At 32.4% G+C, this 22,685-nt stretch carries 20 protein-coding genes; all 20 read left to right on the top strand.

Going from position 1 to position 22,685, the window contains the following annotated elements; translation table 11 throughout:
* The first annotated feature begins 1 nt into the window (after position 1).
* Entirely contained in the window at positions 2–1,834 is a 1,833-nt protein-coding gene (locus BUC25_RS02760) for a polysaccharide biosynthesis protein (RefSeq protein WP_073199422.1), read from the top strand.
* A 177-nt stretch (positions 1,835–2,011) separates the two neighbouring features.
* Entirely contained in the window at positions 2,012–3,121 is a 1,110-nt protein-coding gene (locus tag BUC25_RS02755; protein ID WP_073200468.1) for a DegT/DnrJ/EryC1/StrS family aminotransferase, read from the top strand.
* 4 nt (positions 3,122–3,125) lie between these two features.
* A complete protein-coding gene (locus tag BUC25_RS02750; protein ID WP_073199419.1) occupies positions 3,126–3,791 on the top strand; it encodes a sugar transferase in 666 nt (221 codons plus the stop codon).
* Positions 3,788–5,002, top strand: coding sequence for a glycosyltransferase family 4 protein (locus tag BUC25_RS02745; protein ID WP_073199417.1), 1,215 nt, complete (start codon positions 3,788–3,790; stop codon positions 5,000–5,002). The genes BUC25_RS02750 and BUC25_RS02745 overlap by 4 nt, the downstream gene beginning before the upstream one ends.
* A complete protein-coding gene (locus BUC25_RS02740) occupies positions 5,003–5,857 on the top strand; it encodes a sulfotransferase family protein (RefSeq protein WP_073199415.1) in 855 nt (284 codons plus the stop codon).
* Positions 5,858–5,868: 11 nt separating this feature from the next.
* On the top strand, positions 5,869–6,885 hold the full coding sequence (locus BUC25_RS02735) for a polysaccharide biosynthesis protein (RefSeq protein WP_073199413.1): 1,017 nt from the start codon (positions 5,869–5,871) through the stop codon (positions 6,883–6,885).
* 2 nt (positions 6,886–6,887) lie between these two features.
* A complete protein-coding gene (locus BUC25_RS02730; protein ID WP_073199411.1) occupies positions 6,888–7,997 on the top strand; it encodes a capsular polysaccharide biosynthesis protein CapF in 1,110 nt (369 codons plus the stop codon).
* 2 nt (positions 7,998–7,999) lie between these two features.
* The gene (wecB, locus tag BUC25_RS02725; protein ID WP_073199408.1) at positions 8,000–9,124 is read left to right on the top strand and encodes a non-hydrolyzing UDP-N-acetylglucosamine 2-epimerase; all 1,125 of its coding nucleotides are present in this window, start codon (positions 8,000–8,002) and stop codon (positions 9,122–9,124) included.
* Positions 9,125–9,163: 39 nt separating this feature from the next.
* Positions 9,164–9,979 (top strand): glycosyltransferase family 2 protein, encoded by an 816-nt coding sequence (locus BUC25_RS02720; RefSeq protein WP_073199406.1) that lies wholly within the window; start codon positions 9,164–9,166, stop codon positions 9,977–9,979.
* A gap of 112 nt (positions 9,980–10,091) precedes the next feature.
* Positions 10,092–10,943: a glycosyltransferase family 2 protein gene (locus BUC25_RS02715; RefSeq protein WP_073199404.1), complete on the top strand. Its 852-nt coding sequence runs from the start codon at positions 10,092–10,094 to the stop codon at positions 10,941–10,943.
* Positions 10,906–12,156 carry an O-antigen ligase family protein gene (locus tag BUC25_RS02710; protein ID WP_073199402.1) on the top strand — a complete coding sequence of 417 codons (1,251 nt, stop codon included), beginning with the start codon at positions 10,906–10,908 and terminating at the stop codon, positions 12,154–12,156. The genes BUC25_RS02715 and BUC25_RS02710 overlap by 38 nt, the downstream gene beginning before the upstream one ends.
* A gap of 142 nt (positions 12,157–12,298) precedes the next feature.
* Positions 12,299–13,192, top strand: a complete 894-nt coding sequence (locus BUC25_RS02705) for a glycosyltransferase family 2 protein (RefSeq protein WP_073199400.1) — start codon at positions 12,299–12,301, stop codon at positions 13,190–13,192.
* 25 nt (positions 13,193–13,217) lie between these two features.
* Positions 13,218–14,507 carry a flippase gene (locus BUC25_RS02700; protein WP_073199398.1) on the top strand — a complete coding sequence of 430 codons (1,290 nt, stop codon included), beginning with the start codon at positions 13,218–13,220 and terminating at the stop codon, positions 14,505–14,507.
* 31 nt (positions 14,508–14,538) lie between these two features.
* A complete protein-coding gene (locus BUC25_RS02695) occupies positions 14,539–15,333 on the top strand; it encodes a putative capsular polysaccharide synthesis family protein (RefSeq protein ID WP_073199396.1) in 795 nt (264 codons plus the stop codon).
* Between the two features lie 29 nt (positions 15,334–15,362).
* Positions 15,363–16,232: a sulfotransferase family protein gene (locus tag BUC25_RS02690; RefSeq protein WP_073199394.1), complete on the top strand. Its 870-nt coding sequence runs from the start codon at positions 15,363–15,365 to the stop codon at positions 16,230–16,232.
* A gap of 161 nt (positions 16,233–16,393) precedes the next feature.
* Complete coding sequence (gene cysD / locus BUC25_RS02685) at positions 16,394–17,293, top strand: sulfate adenylyltransferase subunit CysD (protein WP_073199392.1); 900 nt, start codon at positions 16,394–16,396, stop codon at positions 17,291–17,293.
* A gap of 1 nt (position 17,294) precedes the next feature.
* Positions 17,295–19,121 (top strand): adenylyl-sulfate kinase, encoded by a 1,827-nt coding sequence (gene cysC / locus BUC25_RS02680; protein WP_073199390.1) that lies wholly within the window; start codon positions 17,295–17,297, stop codon positions 19,119–19,121.
* A gap of 69 nt (positions 19,122–19,190) precedes the next feature.
* The gene (locus BUC25_RS02675) at positions 19,191–20,969 is read left to right on the top strand and encodes an SLC13 family permease (RefSeq protein WP_073199388.1); all 1,779 of its coding nucleotides are present in this window, start codon (positions 19,191–19,193) and stop codon (positions 20,967–20,969) included.
* A 20-nt stretch (positions 20,970–20,989) separates the two neighbouring features.
* Positions 20,990–21,781 carry a 3'(2'),5'-bisphosphate nucleotidase CysQ gene (cysQ, locus tag BUC25_RS02670; protein WP_073199386.1) on the top strand — a complete coding sequence of 264 codons (792 nt, stop codon included), beginning with the start codon at positions 20,990–20,992 and terminating at the stop codon, positions 21,779–21,781.
* Positions 21,782–21,806: 25 nt separating this feature from the next.
* On the top strand, positions 21,807–22,685 hold the full coding sequence (gene rfbA / locus BUC25_RS02665) for a glucose-1-phosphate thymidylyltransferase RfbA (protein WP_073199384.1): 879 nt from the start codon (positions 21,807–21,809) through the stop codon (positions 22,683–22,685).

Raw genomic sequence — 22,685 nt, 5'->3', positions numbered from 1 at the left:
TATGGGGTATAAACAACGGATATTTTTATTAATATTACTGGACTCACTTATTGTCAGTACAGCCGTCTTCATTGCATCATGGATCGTTTATCCCAATACACCATTGAGTGGAATAGAAGTAATCGCAATAACGTCTATTGCATTGCTTCTGTTTCACCATCTTTTTGCGTTTATGTATAAGCTTTATCACAAAGTTTGGTCCTATGCCAGTATCGGTGAATTAATGGCGATTGTAAAAGCCATTACATTTACCATTGTTGCAACTGTAATTGTTCAAGCTTTAGTAAATGACTTTACTATTTACCGGCGGGCACTTATTGTTACTTGGTTATTACATATTATTTTAATTGGTGGTTCAAGATTTGTTTGGAGAATATACCGCGATCGTTTTATTTTTGATAAACGAAATAAAAAACGAACACTAATAGTAGGTGCCGGAGCAGCAGGTGCGATGATCGCTCGGCAATTGCGTAATGAACAACAACATACTGATTTAGTTGCGGTAGCTTTTGCAGATGATGATTTCGCCAAGCATAAAATGCAAATCTATGATCTTCCAGTTGCTGGGAGCACCAAAGAAATACCACAGTTAGTCAGAGATTTAGAGATTGAACATATTGTTATTGCAATTCCTTCATTAGCTAACGGTGCTTTATCAGAAATGGTAGCGATCTGTAATAGTACCAATGCAAAAGTACAAATGGTACCTAAAATAGAAGATATCGTATCTGGTAAACTATCGGTAAGTTCATTAAAAAACGTCGATGTAGAGGATGTATTAGGACGTGACCCAGTCGATTTAGATATTAATTCTATTTCCGAGTATGTCACAGGTAATACGGTAATGGTAACCGGTGCAGGTGGATCGATAGGTTCTGAGATTTGCAGACAATTAACACGTTTTACACCGAAGAAGATATTATTAGTTGGACATGGTGAATTTAGTATATACTCGATCGATATGGAATTACAACAAAAATACCCACAAGATGAAATTGAAATCAGACCTATTATAGCAGATGTACAGGACAGAAGAAGAATATTTGAAATTGTCGAGGAACACAATCCAAGAATTATCTATCATGCTGCTGCACATAAACATGTTCCATTGATGGAATACAATCCACATGAAGCAGTAAAAAATAATATTATCGGTACAAAGAATGTATCAGAAGCGGCTGATGCTTTTGGTGTTCATACCTTTGTGTTGATTTCTACGGACAAGGCTGTTAATCCAACTAATGTAATGGGAGCTACAAAACGTTTAGCTGAAATGGTTGTACAAGACCTAGCATCACGGAGTAAAACAAAATTTGTAGCGGTACGCTTTGGAAATGTACTTGGAAGTCGTGGCAGTGTTATACCACTATTCAAGCAGCAAATTGAGCAAGGTGGACCAGTAACTGTAACACATCCTGAAATGACAAGGTATTTCATGACTATTCCAGAAGCATCACGACTAGTTATTCAAGCAGGGACCTTAGCTAAAGGTGGAGAAATTTTCGTCTTGGATATGGGGGATCCTGTAAAAATAGTAGATCTAGCGAGAAACCTTATTAAACTATCCGGTTACACGGAAGAAGTCATTCCCATTGAGTATACTGGTATTAGACCTGGTGAGAAAATGTATGAGGAATTGCTTGGGGATGATGAAGTGCATCCGGAAGCAGTCTTTGAGAAAATTTATGTTGGAAAAACAATCGAGGTAGAACAGAATCGATTGTGGGAATTGTTAGATAGTTTCAATGATCAAAGTGACGAACTATTAAAAGAATATTTAATGGAAATCGTCTTCGCAGAACAAAAGAAAAGAGAGACAGAAATAGCGAAATAAAGGATTCTATTATAGAACGAAAAAAAACTCAGGTGCCTGTCAACGAATGATTTAGTACAGGTGCTTTGAGATAATATTTGGTAGCTTTCGAGTTTATTTAAATCTTTTAATAAAGTCGCAAACTACTAAACTACAGACGACTTAGGAAGGAAGACAATCTTAATGGAATCAACTAAAGTGAATGACCGTATCTTTCTCTCTTCACCACACATGAGTGATGAAGGTTTTGAACAAGAGTTTGTTCAAGAAGCATTTGATACTAACTGGATAGCGCCACTAGGTACAAACGTGAATGAATTTGAAAATGAGTTAGCCGAGAAAGTTGGTTCGAAATCAGCGGCAGCTCTTTCCTCTGGTACTGCAGCCATTCATTTAGCCTTAAAGGCAGCAGGTGTAGAAAAAAATGATGTGGTCTTTTGTCCAACACTTACATTTTCAGCAACAGCTAATCCTATTATTTATCAGAATGCAATTCCTGTATTTATTGATAGTGATTTTGAGACTTGGAATATGAGTCCCAAAGCATTGGAAGCAGCGTTTAAGAAATACCCAGAAGTTAAAGCGGTTATCGTTGTACACTTATATGGGGTAGCAGCAGACATGGATAAAATCATGGAAATCTGTAACAAATATGATGTGGTTGTAATTGAAGATGCAGCTGAATCACTGGGTACATATTACAAAGGAAAGCATACAGGTACTATCGGGAACTATGGTATCTTTTCTTTTAATGGAAATAAAATTATCACCACTTCTGGTGGAGGTATGTTAGTTTCTGATAACGACGAACGTATTGTCAAAGCAAGATTTTGGGCAACACAATCTAGAGATCAGGCGCGTCATTATCAACACAGTGAATTAGGATTTAACTATAGAATGAGTAATGTAGCAGCAGGGATTGGAAGGGGACAACTAAAGGTACTTGATCAACGAGTAGAAAAGAAAAGATATATATTTGAGTTTTATAAGCGAGAATTGAGTGAGTTGGAAGGTGTTTCATTTATGCCTAGTAATAATTGGAATGAACCTAATTATTGGCTGAGTTCTATGACTTTGAACGGTAAAGTAACACCTTTGGAGATATTCGAAGCACTTGAGGCAGAGAATATTGAAGCTAGACCTATTTGGAAGCCAATGCATATGCAACCGTACTTTAGGGATTATGATTTTATTGGTGAAGGAATGTCGGAACATTTATTTGAGTGTGGTGTTTGTTTGCCTTCGGATACGAAAATGTCAGATGATGATTTGTTTAAAGTGGTTAAATTAATAAAAGGCTTGTGGTGATAGAATGGAGCAATTAGAAAACGATGTTGAACTAGACCTTGATAACGACGATAAGACGCTATCCTCCATAAAAAGATATGTTCAAATGAAAAGAGTATTTGATCTTATAGTGAGCCTATTAATGTTTATTGTTCTGTTACCTATTTCAATCATAATTGGTTTGTGGATTGCTTTAGATAGTGGACTTCCAATACTTTTTAAACAAGAAAGAATGGGATATAAAGGTCGTACTTTTAAAATAATAAAATTCAGAACTATGAAGAACGACTCTTTCACAAAAGATGGAATTACACACAAGGGTGACATGAGAATCACACGAATCGGAAAAATATTAAGAAAATTCAGATTAGATGAAATACCACAATTAATTAATGTAATAAAAGGTGAGATGAGTTTTGTAGGTCCTAGACCAGATATGCCACATTTATATCGTAATACAAATAAATTATATAAATATGTGTTATTAGTACCACCAGGTATAACAGGAAAAGCTACTTTAGAATTTAAGGATGAAGATGAACTGATTAATAATAGTGACAATCCAGAGAAATTTTATAATGAAATTATTTTCCCTGAAAAGGTCCGTTTAAATGTTGAATATATAAAAGAAGCAACTATTTTAAAAGATATGAAAATTATGATAGAAACTGTAGTGAGGGTAATAAAATGAATGTATTATTCTTAATGTTAAACTATCCATTTGATAAAAAAAGAGAACATATGTATAAGGATTTAAGCAGGGAATTTGCTAAACAAGGACATAATGTTTATGTTGCTGCACTTCTAGAGAACAAAAATGGCAACGAAACATTTGTTCAAAAAGAAGAAAATCATCAGATTCTTTGGATTAAAGCAGGTAATTATTTTGAGGTGAACAAGTTTAGAAAAGGCTTAACAGCTTTATTGTTACCACTTTATTTTAATAATGCTATAGATAAACATTTTAAAGGTATTCATTTTGATTTAGTAATTTATCCCACACCTGCCATCACATTATACTACACAGTAAAGAATTTAAAGCAAAAGTATAAGGATGCTAAATATCTCTTAGTAGTAAAGGATATTTTTCCTCAAAATGCACTTGACATCAATATGATAAAGAGAGGGCCTGTTTATTCCTTTTTTAGAAATATAGAAAAGAAGATTTATAATATTTCTGACTATCTAGGGTGTATGTCACAGCAAAATATAGAATATTTAAAAGCGCATAACGATATAAACGAACAAAAGTTTTTTATATTAGAAAATTGGTCATCAGTTTATACTGTCAATAAACCAACAGATAGAGCTTTAGAAAATCTAAAGAACAAGTATGAATTAAATCAAAAATTTGTATGTACTTTTGGAGGGAATATAAGTCCTGCTAACGAGTTAGAGTTTCTGATAGAACTGGCAGATAAATTACATAAAGAAAATATTAATGATGTTCAGTTTTTAATTATCGGTAAAGGAATAGCAAAAAATAAGATTAAAGAAATATTGAAGAGAAAGAAACTTCCAAATGTGAAAATGTATGATTTTGTACCTACCGAAGAATATGATCAATTATTAGCATTAAGTGATGTGGGGTTAGTTAATCTAAATAGAAATTATACAATTCCGAACATACCTTCAAAGACATTGAATCTAATGCGAATTGGAAAGCCTGTTTTAGCTGCAACGGACGCTCGAACAGATTATGATAAATTAATTACAGAAGATGCAAATTGTGGTTTGTGGTGTGAGACCGGAGATATAGGAACATATTATAGAAATTTCATGTCATTAAAAGATTCCAAATCTTTAAGAGAGCAATTCTCTAAAAATGCAAGGCATTATTTTGAACAATATCTTACGACAGAGAAGGCATATCAAAATATTATAAAAAAAATAGGTGAGTAGATGGATATCATAATAATAGGTGCTGCGAGGTCAGGAACAAATATGTTAAGAGATTTATTATGTGAACTCGATGATCTTGCTACTTGGCCTTGTGATGAAATTAATTATATATGGAGATATGGTCAAAAGGAAATAGAACATGATCAATTTACTCCAAATGATGCAACGAATAAAAATAAAAAATATATCGCTAAACAGTTTGATTGGGTAAGGGAAAAATATAATGTAGATAACGTAATAGAAAAGACATGTGCAAATTCCTTAAGAGTGGATTTCGTGAACGAAGTAATACCCAATGCCAAGTATATCTTTCTTTTTAGAGATCCAATAGATGTTGTGGCAAGTGCGGAAATAAGGTGGAAAGCAGAATTAGATATTAAATATCTATTAGCAAAAGCTAGATTTATTCCATTTGCTGATATTCCATATTACGGGTCCAAATATCTATTAAATCGTGTAAAAAAGATTTTTAATAAAGAAAAAAGACTTAGTTACTGGGGACCGAAATATAAAGAGTTTGAAAAAGACGCTCAAAGGATGTCGGCAATTGAAATATCCGCAAAACAATGGTTGGAATCTGTAGAGCAATCAGCACAATCATTTCGAAAAATGCCTAATGATAAATATATTGCTTTGGATTATAATACTTTTGTTAATAATCCAGCAGGTGAATTATCGAGAATATTACAATTCTTAGGTTTAGAACACGATGAAAAAATACTAAAAAAAATTACTGCTAATGTTTCTAACAAAAGTATTGGAAAAGGTTATGACTCTATTAATGAAAAGAAACTGGATCAAGTATATGAAATTGTAGGGAATAAGTATCTTGAAGTTAAGAGTGAATTTTTATAGGATGTGAAATTATGTTTAATGGGAAAACATTGCTAATAACTGGTGGTACAGGTTCTTTTGGAAATGCAGTAATGGAACGGTTTTTACATACAGATATTAAAGAAATTCGCATATTTTCACGTGACGAGAAAAAACAAGATGATATGCGAAAAAAATACAAAAATGACAAATTAAAATTTTACATTGGTGATGTACGTGACGTATCCAGTGTGAAGAATGCTATGTATGGCGTAGACTATATATTTCATGCAGCGGCTTTAAAGCAAGTGCCATCATGCGAGTTTTTTCCAATGGAAGCGGTGAAAACAAATGTAGAAGGAACAGAAAATGTGTTAACTGCTGCAATTGAATGTGGGATTGAAAAAGTAATCTGTTTATCTACTGATAAAGCAGCATACCCAATAAATGCAATGGGGATTTCAAAAGCAATGATGGAGAAAGTATTTGTTGCTAAATCAAAAACGGTGGATCCGAATAGAACATTAATCTGTGGTACAAGATATGGGAATGTAATGGCTTCTAGAGGGTCTGTTATACCATTGTTTATTGAACAGATAAAAAATGGACAACCATTAACGGTAACAGATCCAACTATGACTAGGTTTTTAATGAGTTTAGAAGAAGCAGTTGAGTTAGTCGCTTTTGCTTTCGAAAATGCGGAAGCAGGGGATATTATGGTGCAAAAATCCCCAGCATCTACAATTGGTGATTTAGCGCAAGCATTGAAAGAGTTGTTTGAAGTAGATAATGAAATAAAGGTCATCGGTACTCGCCATGGTGAGAAATTATATGAAACATTATTAACGAAAGAAGAACATGTAGTAGCTGAAGACTTAGATGGCTTTTATAGAGTGCCAGCGGATCAAAGGGACCTAAATTATGATAAATATTTTGAAGAAGGTGATCATCAGCTTTCTACAGAAGATGAATACAACTCCCATAATACATATCGCTTAAATGTAGAGGAAGTGAAGAAAAAGTTATTAGAACTAGAATTTGTACGAGACGAACTGAAAGGGTGGAGATAAAAATGAAAATCCTCATTACAGGATCAAATGGTTTTATCGCAAAGAATTTAATTGCAGAACTTCATAATCGTAAGTACAATGATCTTTTATTGTTTAATAGAGATAACGATTTGGATGATTTAAATGATCACTGTAAAGAGGCTGATTTTGTATTTCACCTGGCAGGAATTAATAGACCAGAAGATGAATCAGAATTTATGGAAGGAAATTATGGTTTAACTTCTTTGTTATTAGATCGACTTAAGGAAAACGATAATAAATGTCCTGTACTAGTTACTTCTTCGACACAAGCTGAACTTGATAATCCCTATGGGAAAAGTAAAAGAGCGGGAGAAGAGCTGTTATTTGATTATGGAAGAAACAATGATGTGCAACCAATCGTATATCGGCTACCCAACGTATTCGGTAAATGGTGTAAACCAAACTATAATAGTGCAATAGCGACATTTTGTCATAACATTGCTAATGGGTTACCAATAAAGGTTAATGACCCTAATGTTATGTTGAAGCTTGTATATATTGATGACGTGATAAATGAATTTGTGAATGCTTTAGAAGGTAATCCCAACACCGTTGATAACTATGGTGAAATAGCTACAATACACAATGTTAAGTTAGGGAGAATAGTAGATTTAATACAAGAATTTAAATCTAGTCGCGACAACCGGTTAATTCCTAATATGGCAGACGATTTTACAAAAAAACTTTATAGCACTTATTTGAGTCATTTAGATTCTGAGGATTTTAGTTATCCATTAGAAAAACATGAGGATGATCGTGGTTCATTTACTGAGTTTATTAGAACAGTAGATCGTGGTCAAGTGTCGGTCAATGTTTCAAAACCTGGTATTAGCAAGGGTGAACATTGGCATCATACGAAAAATGAAAAATTTTTAGTGGTTAGTGGAAAAGGCGTCATCCGTTTTAGAAAGGTTAACTCTGAGGAAGTTATTGAATACTTTGTTAGTGAAGAAAAGTTTGAAGTAATAGATATACCTGTTGGTTATACACATAACATTGAAAATTTAGGTGACAAAGATATGATTACAATTATGTGGGCAAATGAATTATTTGATCCAGAACGACCTGATACATATTATCTGGAGGTTTAATAATGAAAAAGTTAAAGGTAATGACGGTAGTTGGGACAAGACCTGAAATTATCAGGTTATCCGCTGTAATTAATAAGTTAGAAGAATCAGAAGCTATTGAACATACGCTTGTTCACACAGGTCAGAATTACGATTATGAATTAAATGAAGTATTCTTTAAAGATTTCAACCTAGATAAACCAGATTATTTTTTAAATGCAGCAACTGGTACGGCGGTAGAAACTATTGGAAATATCTTAGTGAAAATTGATCCAATTATGGAAGAAGTACAACCAGATGCTTTTTTGGTACTTGGTGACACTAATAGTTGCTTATGTGCGATAGCGGCAAAACGAAGGAAAATTCCTATATTCCATATGGAAGCGGGGAATCGTTGTTTTGATCAGCGTGTACCAGAAGAAACAAACCGTAAAATTGTCGATCATACAGCTGATATTAATCTTACATACAGTGACATTGCAAGAGAATATTTACTTAGAGAAGGCTTACCCGCAGATCAGATAATTAAGACTGGGAGTCCGATGTACGAAGTATTAAATTGGAAAAGAGAAGAAATAGAAAATTCGGATGTTTTAGAAAGACTAGAGCTGAATGAAAATCAATATTTTGTTGTTTCAGCTCATAGGGAAGAAAATATTAATTCCGGTAAAAACTTTAATGATTTAATAGATAGTTTGAATGCTATTGCTGAGCAATTTGAATTCCCGATTATCGTAAGTACTCATCCTAGAACTAGAAAAATGATTGACACAACTAGAGTTGAATTACATCCATTAATCCAAACATTAAAGCCATTAGGTTTCAATGATTACAATAAATTACAACTTTGTTCGCGTGCAGTGTTAAGTGATAGTGGAACAATTAGTGAAGAATCTTCTATTTTGGGTTTTAGGGCGTTGAATATTAGGGAAGCCCATGAAAGACCTGAGGCAATGGAGGAAGCTTCTGTAATGATGATTGGTTTGGATAAGGGGAGAATTTTACAGGGTCTTTCGGTGTTGGAGGCGCAGGAAAGTAATACCTTAAAGCTTGTTAGTGATTACTCCATGCCAAACGTTTCGGAGAAGGTTATAAGAATATTAATATCCTATACGAATTATGTTAATAAAAGAGTATGGAGAGTTTAAGTAATTATTCTGAAATTTATTTTAGTGGAGGTCAATTGTGTGTTAACTTCAATAATTTTAGTAGATTATAATTCAGCTAAGGTTACTCGAAAAATGTTAGAAAGTATAAGGGAATTTAAATATATAAAGCAAATTATTATAGTGGATAATAATTCGCAATTGGAAAACTATGAAGAATTAATCGGATATACTAAAGGTTTAGAAAGATCTAAATCCAAAAAAATCAATGTTCTACGCAGTGATGAGAATCTAGGTTATTTTGGAGGATTAAATCTAGGGATAGATTTTGTACTGAAAAATTATGAAGGTGAAAATGTATTAATTGCAAACAATGATTTACTATTTGAAGAAGATTTCTTTGAGATATTGAATCAAGAGAAATTTAACGTAAAGGATTTAGTAATAGCTCCTAGAGTGAAGACTATTGATGGCCATGAACAAAATCCACATCTGATATCCAAAATAGGCAAAAAAAACATATTGTTATACGATTTTTACTATCTGAATTATTATTTAGGAATGCTCATTTTGAAAGTAAAAAGGAAATTTATGGGTAGAAGAAAGGTGAAACAAGTTGACAAAGGGATGGAGATTTTTGCGGGCATTGGAGCCATATATATATTGACACCTTATTTTTTTGATTGTTATCGAACTTTAGAATGTCCTGTATTTTTATGGGGGGAAGAAATTTTTCTGGCACATCAAATAGAAAGAGTAAATGGGAAGATAGTTTATAATCCTAAATTGAAGGTTAAACATTTGGAAAGTGTAACAACAAGTCAAATGCCGAGTAAAGAGAAGTACCTACTAACCAAAAAGTCTTATAAAATTTATAAGAAATATATGACCAAGTGACTTTTAAATTACTCACTTGACAAACAAATATGTGTTTCATTTTTATTTTTAATCGAGGTAATGTGCTTTGGCTATTATAAATATTAAGAATGAGTAATTTTCTGGAGGAACTATGCTATCAAAAAAAAATATATGTGCAGTAATAGTTAGTTACAACTGTGATGACTTTATAATTAAAAATATAAAGTCATTATCCAACCAAGTAGAAAAGATTTTAATTGTTGATAATGGTTCTACAAAGGAATCAAAGCAGATTCTATTCACACTACAAGAACAATTTAAAATAAAGATAATTGAGAATGAAAAAAATATGGGAATAGCTTTTGCTTTAAACCAAGGCTTGGATTTTGCACAAAAACAAGGTTATAAATTATTACTAACTTTGGACCAAGATTCGTCACTTCAAAGTAATGCAGTGTTAAGAATGTTAGATATTATGAATGAAAATAGTCAAGTTATTTCTGTTGGTCCTAATTATAAACCTTTTAAAAAAGAAAATGCTAATAGATATAAATATGTAAAATATCTAATAACATCAGGTAATTTGACATACGTAAGTAACGCACTGTATGTAGGGGGCTATAACAATAAGTTATTTATCGATGGTGTTGATTTTGATTTTTCATTTAAATTATTAAACCAAGGCTATAAGTTAGTCACTTCTGAGTACTCACATATGACTCATAATTTAGGCGAACCAGTTATTAAAAGAATCTTGTCTAAAAAAATAAAGATAACTGACCATAGACCTTTAAGGCATTATTATATGTTTAGAAATAATATATACATTTTTAGAAAATTCTTTCATGCACTACCCATAATTTGCATAAAAAAACAAATCTTTATTTCATTTTACTTCTGGAAGGTATTAATATTACACCCTAACAAGAAAAGTAATATTGAAATGATAATAAGAGGTATCAAAGATGGATTACAAAATAAACTTGGAAAATATGGGGAATAAAAAGCCGTTTAACAAAATATATATATATTTATTTAATACGATTCTTTTTCTAATGATTTTTATTCCACGAACTGGTCAAGAAATTAAACTAGTATTAATTGTTTTATTATTAGTTATTTTATTTTATAGAACTATATTAGTTAAACAAATATATTATAATAAGCAAATACTAATTTTTACATTTTTATATCTGTTATATGCTGTTCATTCTTCAATCGTTGGTTGGATTAATAATAATCCAGGAGTCTGGGGATTTTTTAGAGTAAATGTAATTTTTATAATGTTACTAATTATTTTAATACTTAATATAAATAAAAAAGCTGAATTTAAAAAGGTTGTTAATACTTTACTGATAGCAGCAAATGCCGTTTCGATATATTCAATTTTGCTTTTTATGGTAAAAGTTGGTTGGTGGCCGGAAAGTTTATTTATATATTTTGATTATACATCTAATGTAGGAATTCATGATGGTTACGTACATTTAACAAACACCAATTTATCAATGTTAATTTTTTTTGCGCCATTTGTAACGTATTTATTAGGAAGTGAAACATACATTGGAAAAAAATATTTAATAATAACTGAAATTTTACTTATTATTGCTATTTTAATTAGTGGTAGAAGAATACTACTGTTATCGTTATTAATCCCGGTATTCCTAATAATAATTAAAAAAATTACTAAAGTTTCTTTAAAAAACTATATATATATAGCTATGCTTATATTATCGATATTATGCGTCTTTTGGGGATTACAGTCAATTGGATTTATAAAACTCACTGAATTAATTGAACGTTTTTTTAGTGCATTCTCACAAGATGGTCATAATGTTCGTATTGAGCAAGCGCAAGCCTTGTGGCACGGATTTGTTCAAAATCCTATTTTTGGAAGTGGGGCTGGGATTGGTGTAACGGATTATATTCGAAATTATGAATCGCCATGGGCGTATGAAATGTCATATAATTTAATTTTGTATAATGCGGGGATTATTGGATTTCTTTTATATCTTTCCGCACATGCTTATTTACTTTATTCGTTGTGGAAAACTAAAAATGATTATTTTTCAAAAGTATTTTTAATTACTTATTTTATTATATTAATAGGCAATGGCACAAATCCGTATTTTTCTTCTTCATTTGACTTTCTTTGGTTCATTTTCATACCATTATTATATTTGAATGTTCAAAAGGATAGAAAAAGTAGTTATATATAAAAAGATATTATCTATCACCAATTAAATAATGTAAATATAATGGATAAAATACCATCTATTATAATGTAATCAAAGAGTTGCTAAAATAATTATATTATTATGCGATCGAGTTTGATAATAAACAAAAGGAGTTAATTATAAGATGAAAGTATCAATAATAATACCAGTTTATAATGCTGAAGATACAATTCGTAATACAATTCAATCTTGTTTAAATCAATCTTATAATAATATAGAAATAGTAGTTATAAATGATGGTTCAAGCGATAGCACGGAAAGTATAATTGATAGTATGAATGAAGATAGAATAGTTTATTTAAAAACAGGTAATAGAGGGAGGTCAGTAGCAAGAAATTTAGGTTTAGATAAAGCATCTGGTGAATTAGTTCAATTTTTAGATGCAGATGATGTATTAAAATGTGACAAGATACAAAAGGCTGTGTCAGTTTTTATGAAAGATTATACAATAGATGCAGTGCATTGTGGAACGGTATATTTTGAAAACGGAAAGATTATTAATCGTATAAAAGCAAACAAGCAAAAAAATCATACTAAGATTTTGTTAAGAAAAAATATATTTACAATCAATTCATTAATATTTAGAAAAGAAATATCAAGTGAATTTCGAATTAATATGAAATATAATGAGGATTGGGAGTATTGGATTTACACATTACAGAATGCCAAGATATTCTATCAAACAGACTATTTAGGTGCTTTCGTTTATATACATGATAAGAATACCATGAAGAATAAAGAACAAATGTATATATCTGAATTAGAACTTATTGTAAAATTAAAAAAAGAGTTTAAAATTTTTTCTTTAAAAAGAGACTTAAGATTAATTAAAAGATTTATAGTTTTGAATATCACTCTTAAACATAATTTGAATTCTTTAATAGATGATAATCCATTAATATCCAGAGGTATACTAAAATTGTTTACATTCATATTGCAATCTGAAATATTTAGGAGTTTAATATTAAACATAATAAAATTGAAAAATAATGTTTACAACCGAAAAAATATTTACTGAAAAATTATGTGAACAGGAGTAATTTATGAAATTGCCAAGATTATTTAAAAGTATTTCAGGTAGTTTAATATTAAAATTAATAGGATTAGTGTCTTCATTTCTAATAAGTGTTTTATTAGCAAGAACATTAGGTCCTGAAAAGTTTGGTGTTTATTCTTATGTTTTTGCTATTATTACAATATTAACTATTCCTACAAATAATGGTTTTCCAAATATGATTGTTAGGTATACCTCGATGTATTCAATAAAATCTAAACACGCTTTATTAAAAGGACTATATTCCTTTTCAAATACAACCAGTTTACTAATTTCATTGTCATTAATGTTTATTGCAGTTTTAATTAATGCTTTTACCTCCAATAACTTATACATGTATATAGGCTTTTCGATGATACCAATACTAGCTTTATGTGCAGTGCGGTCAGCAATTTTAAATGGGTTAGAACGTGTAATATTTAGTCAAATTCCAGACAAAATTATAAACCCAACTGTTTTTATTCTATTGTACTCAATTTATTATATAATATCTGATTCCGACGAAATAAGTTTGGCGATGACTTTTTCATTAAAATTACTAGCTTTAATAATTTCTTTTATTTTTGGAACTATTTTTTTATTTAAATTACTACCTAAGAAGCTTATTAATCTTAAATCTGAATTTGAGAAAAAGAAATGGATTAAGACAGCGATCCCTATGTTATTAGTAGGGGGAATGATGTTTCTGAATAATAGGCTAGACTTGTTGTTAATAGGTTTATTGAAATCGATGTACGAAGTAGGTGTTTATCAGGTTGTAACTAGAGGGGCCGAGGTGATTGTATTTGGACTTTCTGCATTAAATATTGTTTTTTCACCAAAATTCTCCAAGTACTTCACATTAAATGATAGTGTTTCATTACAAAATGCATTTACTACAAGTGCAAGAATCATTTTTTGTATTTCATTTCCAATTGCAACTTTATTTATATTTTGGGGCGAGGATATACTAGTCTCTATTTATGGTAGTGATTATGCAGGAGGAGGTACTGCGATCGCAATTTTATCTGTTGGACAGTTAATAAATTCAATGTTTGGTGCAGTTGGACAGTTATTAATAATGACGGGATATGAAAAGTTGAATGCGAAGGTAATAGGATTTGCTCTTTTGTGTAATTTGATTTTAAATGTACTATTAATTCCCCATTTAGGTATTAATGGGGCGGCGTTAGCAACTAGCCTTAGTATGATAATATGGAATTTCATCTTAGCATACTTAGTATATAAAAAATTAAATGTTTATCCAACTATATTTAAAGGCAAATCTTTTAGGAACTAAATGAAAAAATCCATTTTAGGTGGGGTAGTAAATGTTGAATTCAAAAACATATAAAAATTTAGTATTGGTATATCAAATGGGTAAAGTAGGGTCAACTAGTATAGAAGAAGGAATAAAAGAACTAGGAATAAATGTACAGCATATTCACAGTTTGAAAAAGCCAGTTATGATAGATCAATTCAAGGATTTAAAATCATTAGATTACTATTTTTCTAAGAAGGACAAATTGGTGTATAAATTTAAATATAACTTTTTATTTAAAAATTTATTGAAGACATTTAATAAACGAATTAAAATAATATCAATTGTACGAGAACCTATCGGCAGAAATATAGGAATGTTTTTTCAAGGGATTCACTTTCCTATATTTGAAATAAACAGGACTTATAATAATCGTTCAGAAAATGCTATTAATTTTAGTATTCTTAATCAAATGTTTTTAGATAAGTTTAACCATAGATTTGGTGTTGATTGGTTTGATAATGAATTCAAACAAACTATAGGTGTAGATGTTTATAAGTACCCTTTTAATAAAAGTAAAGGATTTGAAATAATAACTACAAAGCAGTATGAAATCATGATAATAAAAATGGAAAAGATAAACGAATTAGAAGTGGAAATAAACAATTTTTTAGATAGGGATAGTTTTAAGTTAAATAAAGTAAATTCAGGATATAATAAATGGTATTCGGATTTATACTCGCGATTCAAAAGTGAATTCAATCCGTCAGAAGAATATATAAATGAATTATATGATTCTGATTACATGAGGCATTTTTACACAAATGATGAAATAGATAACTTTAAGAATTACTGGTTAAGATAGCAGATAAGTTAAATGAAAGGATTTTTCGAATGAAAAAAAGAAAGCCCGATTTCTTTATAGTAGGCGCTGCAAAATCTGGTACAACTTCATTATATGAGTATTTAAAAAAACATCCAACTATATACTTACCCGAAAATAAAGAACCACATTTTTTTGGGGATAAGAAACCTTCTGAAATTTTTGTTGACAATAAAGAAGCATATTACAAGCTTTTTTGCCACGCGCCAGAAAATTCTGTAATTGGAGAAGCCTCTACTTCATATCTATATTCTGAGAAAGCAGCAATGGATATAAAGAAATTTAATCCAAATGGTAAAATAATTATTTTATTACGAAATCCTGTAGATCGTGCTTATTCGATGTATAGACATCAAGTTCGTGATGGATTTGAGACAAATACTTTTGAAAAGGGATTAGAACTAGAAAAAGAGCGTATTTATAAAGGCATGCCTTATGGTTATCATTATTTTGAAGGTGGGCTTTATTATCGACAAATTAAAAATTACTTAAATGTCTTTGGACCTGAAAATGTGAAGATTATTATATTTGAAGAATTTAAAGAGACGCCAATTAAAGTCCTAAAAGAAATATTTGCTTATCTAAATGTAAAAGATATAAATATTGATAAAATTAGGGTTTATAATGTAAGTAATAAACCGATAAGCTATAAATTACAAAGTTTTTTAGTACAATATCACCCGGTAAAAAGTATATTAAAAATAGTATTACCTTCGCCCTTTAGGAAAAAAATCAAGAGCTTAATTTTAAAAAAAAACATGACAAGCTCTTACGATAAAATTTCTGATACAACTAGAAAGTATTTAATACATAGATATTCTGATGATATTAAAAAAGTTGAAAAAATCTTAAAGAGAGATCTATCAGTCTGGAAAAAATGAAGCATTAATAACATCCATTTAAACACTATATTGAGATTCAACTAGAATTTACTTAACATCTCAAAAATTTACTATTATTTGGTGATGAATGAAATTAAATAATAATAACTAGAGCAATTTATTGTTTATTATAATTCAAAATACGAAAGGAGAAATTAGTTATGAAAAAATTATCACACCTCGACCAACTCGAGGCCGAAGCAATCTACATAATCCGCGAAGTAGCCGCAGAATGTGAAAATCCAGTTATGCTATATTCCATTGGTAAAGACAGTTCTGTCATGCTACATCTTGCAATGAAAGCTTTTTATCCGGAGAAACCTCCGTTTCCTTTCATGCATATTAATACAACATGGAAGTTTAAAGAAATGATCGATTTCCGTGATCGTAAAGCAAAAGAATTAGGTATTGAAATGATTGAACATTCTAATCAAGAAGGTATAGATCAAGGCATTAATCCATTTGATCATGGGGCAAGCTACACTGATATTATGAAGACTCAGGCTCTTAAGCAGGGTCTTGATAAATATGGTTTTGATGCTGCATTTGGTGGAGGACGACGTGACGAGGAAAAGTCACGTGCGAAAGAAAGAGTTTTCTCTTTCCGTAATAAGAACCATGCATGGGATCCTAAGAATCAGAAGCCTGAAATGTGGAAGCTTTACAATACCAAAATTAATAAAGGCGAAAGCATGCGTGTATTTCCTCTTTCTAACTGGACGGAAAAAGATATTTGGCAGTATATCCGTCAGGAAGAAATTGATATTGTGCCATTATATTTTGCGAAAGAGCGTCCAATCGTGGAACGTGATGGCAATATTGTCATGGTGGATGATGATCGTTTGAAGTTAGAACCTGGTGAAGAAATTCAATATAAGAAAGTTCGCTTTCGTACATTAGGTTGTTACCCTCTTACTGGTGGTGTCGAATCAGAGGCAGATACGTTAGATGATATTATTGAAGAAACGTTAGGTGCGGTTTCTTCTGAACGGACAAGCCGTGTAATTGATCAGGAGGCTGCTGGTAGTATGGAACGTCGTAAGAGAGAGGGGTATTTCTAGAATGAAGGGTTTATTGAAGTTTATTACATGTGGTAGTGTCGATGACGGAAAATCAACTTTAATTGGTCATATGCTGTATGATGCTAAGCTATTATTTGCCGATCAGGAAAAAGCCTTAGAACTAGATTCAAAGGTTGGTAGCCGTGGTGGGGAAATTGATTATTCTCTTTTACTAGATGGTTTAATGGCTGAACGTGAACAAGGGATTACCATTGATGTAGCTTATCGTTACTTTACAACAGACAATCGTTCTTTTATTGTTGCTGATACGCCAGGGCATGAAGAATATACACGTAATATGGCAGTAGGAGCATCCTTCGCTGATTTAGCGGTAATCTTGGTGGATGCGACAAAAGGTGTAATCAGCCAAACAAAACGACATGCGCGTATTTGTGCTTTAATGGGAATTAAACATATTGTCCTAGCCGTTAATAAAATGGATTTGGTAGGTTATGATCAAAAACGTTTTGAAGAGATTAAACATGACTTCCAACAGATGACTTATGGTTTTAATTTGGAAAGTATTCAAGTTATCCCTGTATCTGCAACAGAAGGAGATAACATTACCAAGAAATCCGACCATACGCTTTGGTATGACGGAAAAGCATTATTGCCTTATTTAGAAGATATTGAGGTAATCGATGATGCTGCTCAACAGGAATTTGTTATGCCTGTTCAGCGTGTAAGTCGTCCTAATCACACCTTCAGAGGTTTCCAGGGACAAATTGAAGCTGGAAAGATTAAAGAAGGCGATGAGATTATTTCGCTTCCAAGTCAAGAAAGAGCAAAAGTGAAAAGTATCCTCGTTACAGATTATGAAGTATCAGAAGCAGGGGCCGGTCAGCCTGTTACAGTTCAATTGGATCGTGAAGTCGATGTCTCCAGAGGATGTGTCCTTACTACTTCTGAAAATGTACAAGTAACCGATATGTTTTCTGCTTCGATTCTTTGGATGGATGACGCGGAATTAGTAGAAGGTAGAAACTACTTAGTCAAAGTAGGAACCAAAATGTTGCCTGGTACCGTGATGTCGATTAAACATAAAATTGATATTAACACAGGTAAAGAGGTTCTGGCAGATAAAATCTTTAAAAATGAATTGGTAGAATGTGATATTTCTTTATCAGAGAATATGGTTTTTGATACATTTGAAAATAATGAAGCATTAGGTGGACTTATTTTAATTGATCGGGTTACTAATATGACTTCAGCATGTGGTGTGATTGAACATGCCTTGCGTCGTTCTACTAATGTGGTTTGGCAGGAAACAGATATTTCAAGAGAAGTACGTGCTCAACAGAAAGGACAAAAGCCATTAACATTATGGTTTACTGGTCTGTCTGGATCTGGTAAGTCAACACTTGCGAATGAAGTGGAAAAACGCCTTGTAGCAACAGGGCATCATACGATGTTATTAGATGGCGATAATGTTCGCCATGGGTTGAATAAAAACCTTGGCTTTAAAGAACAAGATCGTGTCGAGAATATCCGTCGTATTGCAGAGGTTGGTAAATTAATGAATGATGCAGGTCTTGTTGCAATAACCTCTTTCATTTCACCATATGAAAGTGACCGACAAAATGCTCGTGAAATTATTGGGGATTCCTATGTCGAGATTTTTGTGAGTACGCCACTAGAAGTATGTGAGCAACGTGATGTAAAAGGGTTATACAAGAAAGCTCGTCTAGGTGAGATTCCAAACTTCACGGGTATTTCCAGTCCATATGAACAACCAGAAAATCCAGAGATTGAAATCGATACAAGTGAATATTCATTAGAAGAAGCTACAGATTATGTAGTTAAAGAAATAATGAAATTTTTGGACTAACAGTTGAAAAGCTACTATCAAGTGAACATGGTAGTAGCTTTTATGCTTTAAAAGGGAGGTGATTCCTCATTGACACTTGAAATGGGCTTTGTATTAGTGGTTATTGTTGTCATGTTTGTAGCCTTGTTATTAGAACTTGCTCGTCCTGATATGATAGTGTTTTCTGCTTTAGTAATTTTTGTTTTAACAGGACTATTAACTCCGGAAGAAGCATTTAAAGGCTTTTCTAATCAGGGTATGCTTACGATTGCCTTATTATTTATTGTGGCAGGGTCGGTTCAAAAACATGGTCTACTCGAACAATTGATGAAGCAGTGGTTGAGTAAAAGTAAGAAGGTTAGAGGTTCTATGTTTCGTTTTTACCTGCCGATCTCATTATCATCTGCCTTTTTGAATAATACGCCAATCGTGGTTACCTTTACGCCGATGATCAAGAATTGGTGTGAAGAAAGAGGAATCGCCCCCTCTAAATTTTTAATTCCATTATCCTATGTCACTATCTTAGGCGGTACAATTACAGTGATTGGTACATCCACAAACTTAGTCGTTCATGGGATGCTTTTGGATTATGGGTTAGAGGGTTTCACTTTATTTCAACTAGCAGTAGTTGGTATACCTGTTTTGATTCTCGGATTTATCTATCTGTTTACAGTGGGTTATAAGCTACTTCCGAATAACAAGGGCTTTAGTGAGCAAGTGAAACAGGACAGTCGAGAATATATTGCGGAAATGACGGTGTCTAACAGTTTTGATTTTATTAATGAAACTGTGGAAAAAGCAGGTTTACGTGAATTAAAAGGATTATACTTAGTGGAGATTATTCGTGAATCAGAAAGAGTTTCTCCGGTGAAGTCGACAACGATTGTGCGAGCTGGAGATCGATTGATATTTACCGGGTTAATCTCGACGATTGCGGAATTACAACAATTAAAGGGCCTGCAATTAGAAACAGGCACTCATTTAGATTTAGATGATTTGAAGAATGGTGATGTTCAGTTAGTAGAGGCTGTAGTCTCGCATCAATCCTCCTTGTTATCAAAGTCGATTAAGCAGTCACAATTTCGTTCCAGGTTTGATGCGGGTGTTTTAGCCGTACACCGAAATAATGAACGGATCAAAAGTAAAATAGGAGATATTATCTTAAAGCCTGGTGACGTTTTGTTATTACTAACCGGCTCAGATTTTATACGAACATATCAACAATCAAATGACTTTTATGTTGTATCCTCGATGGAAACGCCGAATCACTTAAATGAGAATCGTAAAAAAGGCTGGTTTTCTTTAATCGTGCTTATTACAATGATTCTAGCGGTAACATTAAATATATTATCGATGTTCAAGGCGATGCTGTTAGCTGTATTCATTTTTATCATTACAAAGATTATCAGTCCAGAGGAAGCAAGGAAGAAGATTCAATTTCATGTATTGCTTTTAATTGCTAGTGCCTTTGGTGTAGGGACGGCTATGACAAAAACAGGACTTGCATCATGGATGGCAAACGGACTTTTAGAAATAGGTGAACCACTTGGCATTATTGCGATATTAATCGCAGTATATATTTTAACCAACATTTTCACAGAATTGATTACAAACAGTGCCGCAGCTGTCTTAATGCTGCCGATCGGTATCGAGATGGCAGAAGTACTGTCCTTAGATTATATGGGATTTGCCGTGACGATCGCTATTGCAGCTTCTGCCAGTTTTATTACACCAATTGGCTATCAGACCAATCTAATTGTGTATGGTCCTGGTGGGTATACCTTTAGTGATTATATCAAAGTAGGTACTCCACTAAGTATCATAGTAATGCTCATCACCGTAACCATCGTGAATATGGTGTGGTTTTAAAAATTAAAGGAGGAAATTCTATGCATACATATATCAATGATTTATTTAAGATTTGTTTAGCCGCCGGAACAGAAATAATGGAAGTCTATCAACAAGACTTTGAGGTGGAAGTGAAGAAGGATGACTCCCCTTTAACGATTGCGGATAAAAGAGCACATAACGTAATTGCAGAAGGTTTGAATAAAATTGATGCGACCATACCTGTGTTAAGTGAAGAAGGTAGAGAAATCCCATATGAAGAGCGCAAGAACTGGAAGCAATTTTGGTTAGTAGATCCTTTAGACGGAACGAAAGAGTTTATCAAGAAAAATGGTGAATTCACGGTAAACATTGCACTCATTGATGAGCATTATCCAATCCTTGGCGTTATTTACGCTCCGGCATTAGATACTTTTTATTTCGGTGTAAAGGGTAAAGGTGCTTATAAGATAACAAATGCTTCTCAAGTAAATGTAGGGAATGCAGAAGAGTTAGTTAATCAAAGTAACCCTTTACCGGAAGTGAATGAGTCTGACGTTATTAATGTGGTAGCCAGTCGTTCTCATATGTCGAAAGAAACGGAAGAGTTTATCGATCAGCTCGATGGAGAAGTAGAGGTTGTTTCATCAGGAAGTTCGTTAAAGTTCTGTTTAGTAGCAGAAGGAAAAGCAGACTTCTATCCAAGATATGCACCAACGATGGAATGGGATACAGGTGCGGGTCAAGCGATTGTTGAAGCAGTAGGTGGTAAAGTAACAAGGCATGAAGACAACGAACGTTTTTACTACAATCGTGAAGATTTATTAAATGGCTGGTTTTTAGTTGAAAGATAAACTTCTATAGAAAGAAGGGTGTTAATTGAAAGGTATCATATTAGCAGGCGGAAGTGGAACAAGGTTGTATCCTTTAACAAAAGTAACAAGTAAACAATTACTACCTATTTTTGATAAACCAATGATTTACTATCCAATGTCCTCTTTAATGTTAGCGGGTATCAAAGATATTTTAATCATTTCAACTCTTGAAGATACACCACGTTTTGAATCGCTTTTAGGAGATGGGAGTCAGTTTGGTATTAATCTTCAATATAAGATTCAACCAAGTCCGGATGGTCTTGCGCAGGCTTTTATACTAGGCGATGAATTTATTGGAAATGATTCTGTAGCGATGATTCTAGGAGATAATATTTATTATGGTAGTGGATTGCGTTCGATTTTACAACGTGCCGCGAGAAAAGAACATGGTGCTACAGTATTTGGTTATCATGTCACAGATCCTGAACGATTTGGGGTAGTGGAATTTGATTCGAATGGAAAAGTGATAAGTGTTGAAGAAAAACCTCAGAAACCTAAATCCAACTATGCAATTACTGGATTATATTTTTACGATAATAGAGTAGTAGATTTTGCGAAGAATGTAAAGCCGTCCTCAAGAGGTGAATTAGAGATCACTTCTATTAATGAAGCATATCTTAACGCAGGCGATCTTGATGTAGAATTATTAGGTAGAGGGTATACTTGGTTAGATACGGGGACACATCAAAGCTTAGTAGACGCTACTAACTTTGTGAAAACTGTCGAAGATCATCAAGGAATTAAAATTGCAGCTCCAGAAGAAATTGCTTTTATAAATAATTGGATAACTGAAGGACACTTAAGAGAGTGTGGACATGCACTTAAGAAAACAGGATATGGCCAGTATCTATTAAAAGTAGCAAATGGCGAAATTAAATACTAA

Origin of the sequence: Gracilibacillus kekensis (assembly GCF_900143085.1) — a bacterium.
In the GTDB taxonomy this organism is placed as follows: domain Bacteria; phylum Bacillota; class Bacilli; order Bacillales; family Amphibacillaceae; genus Gracilibacillus; species Gracilibacillus kekensis.
The sequence above is the reverse complement of the archived record's forward strand: the minus strand, read 5'-3'. Positions and strand labels throughout refer to the sequence as shown.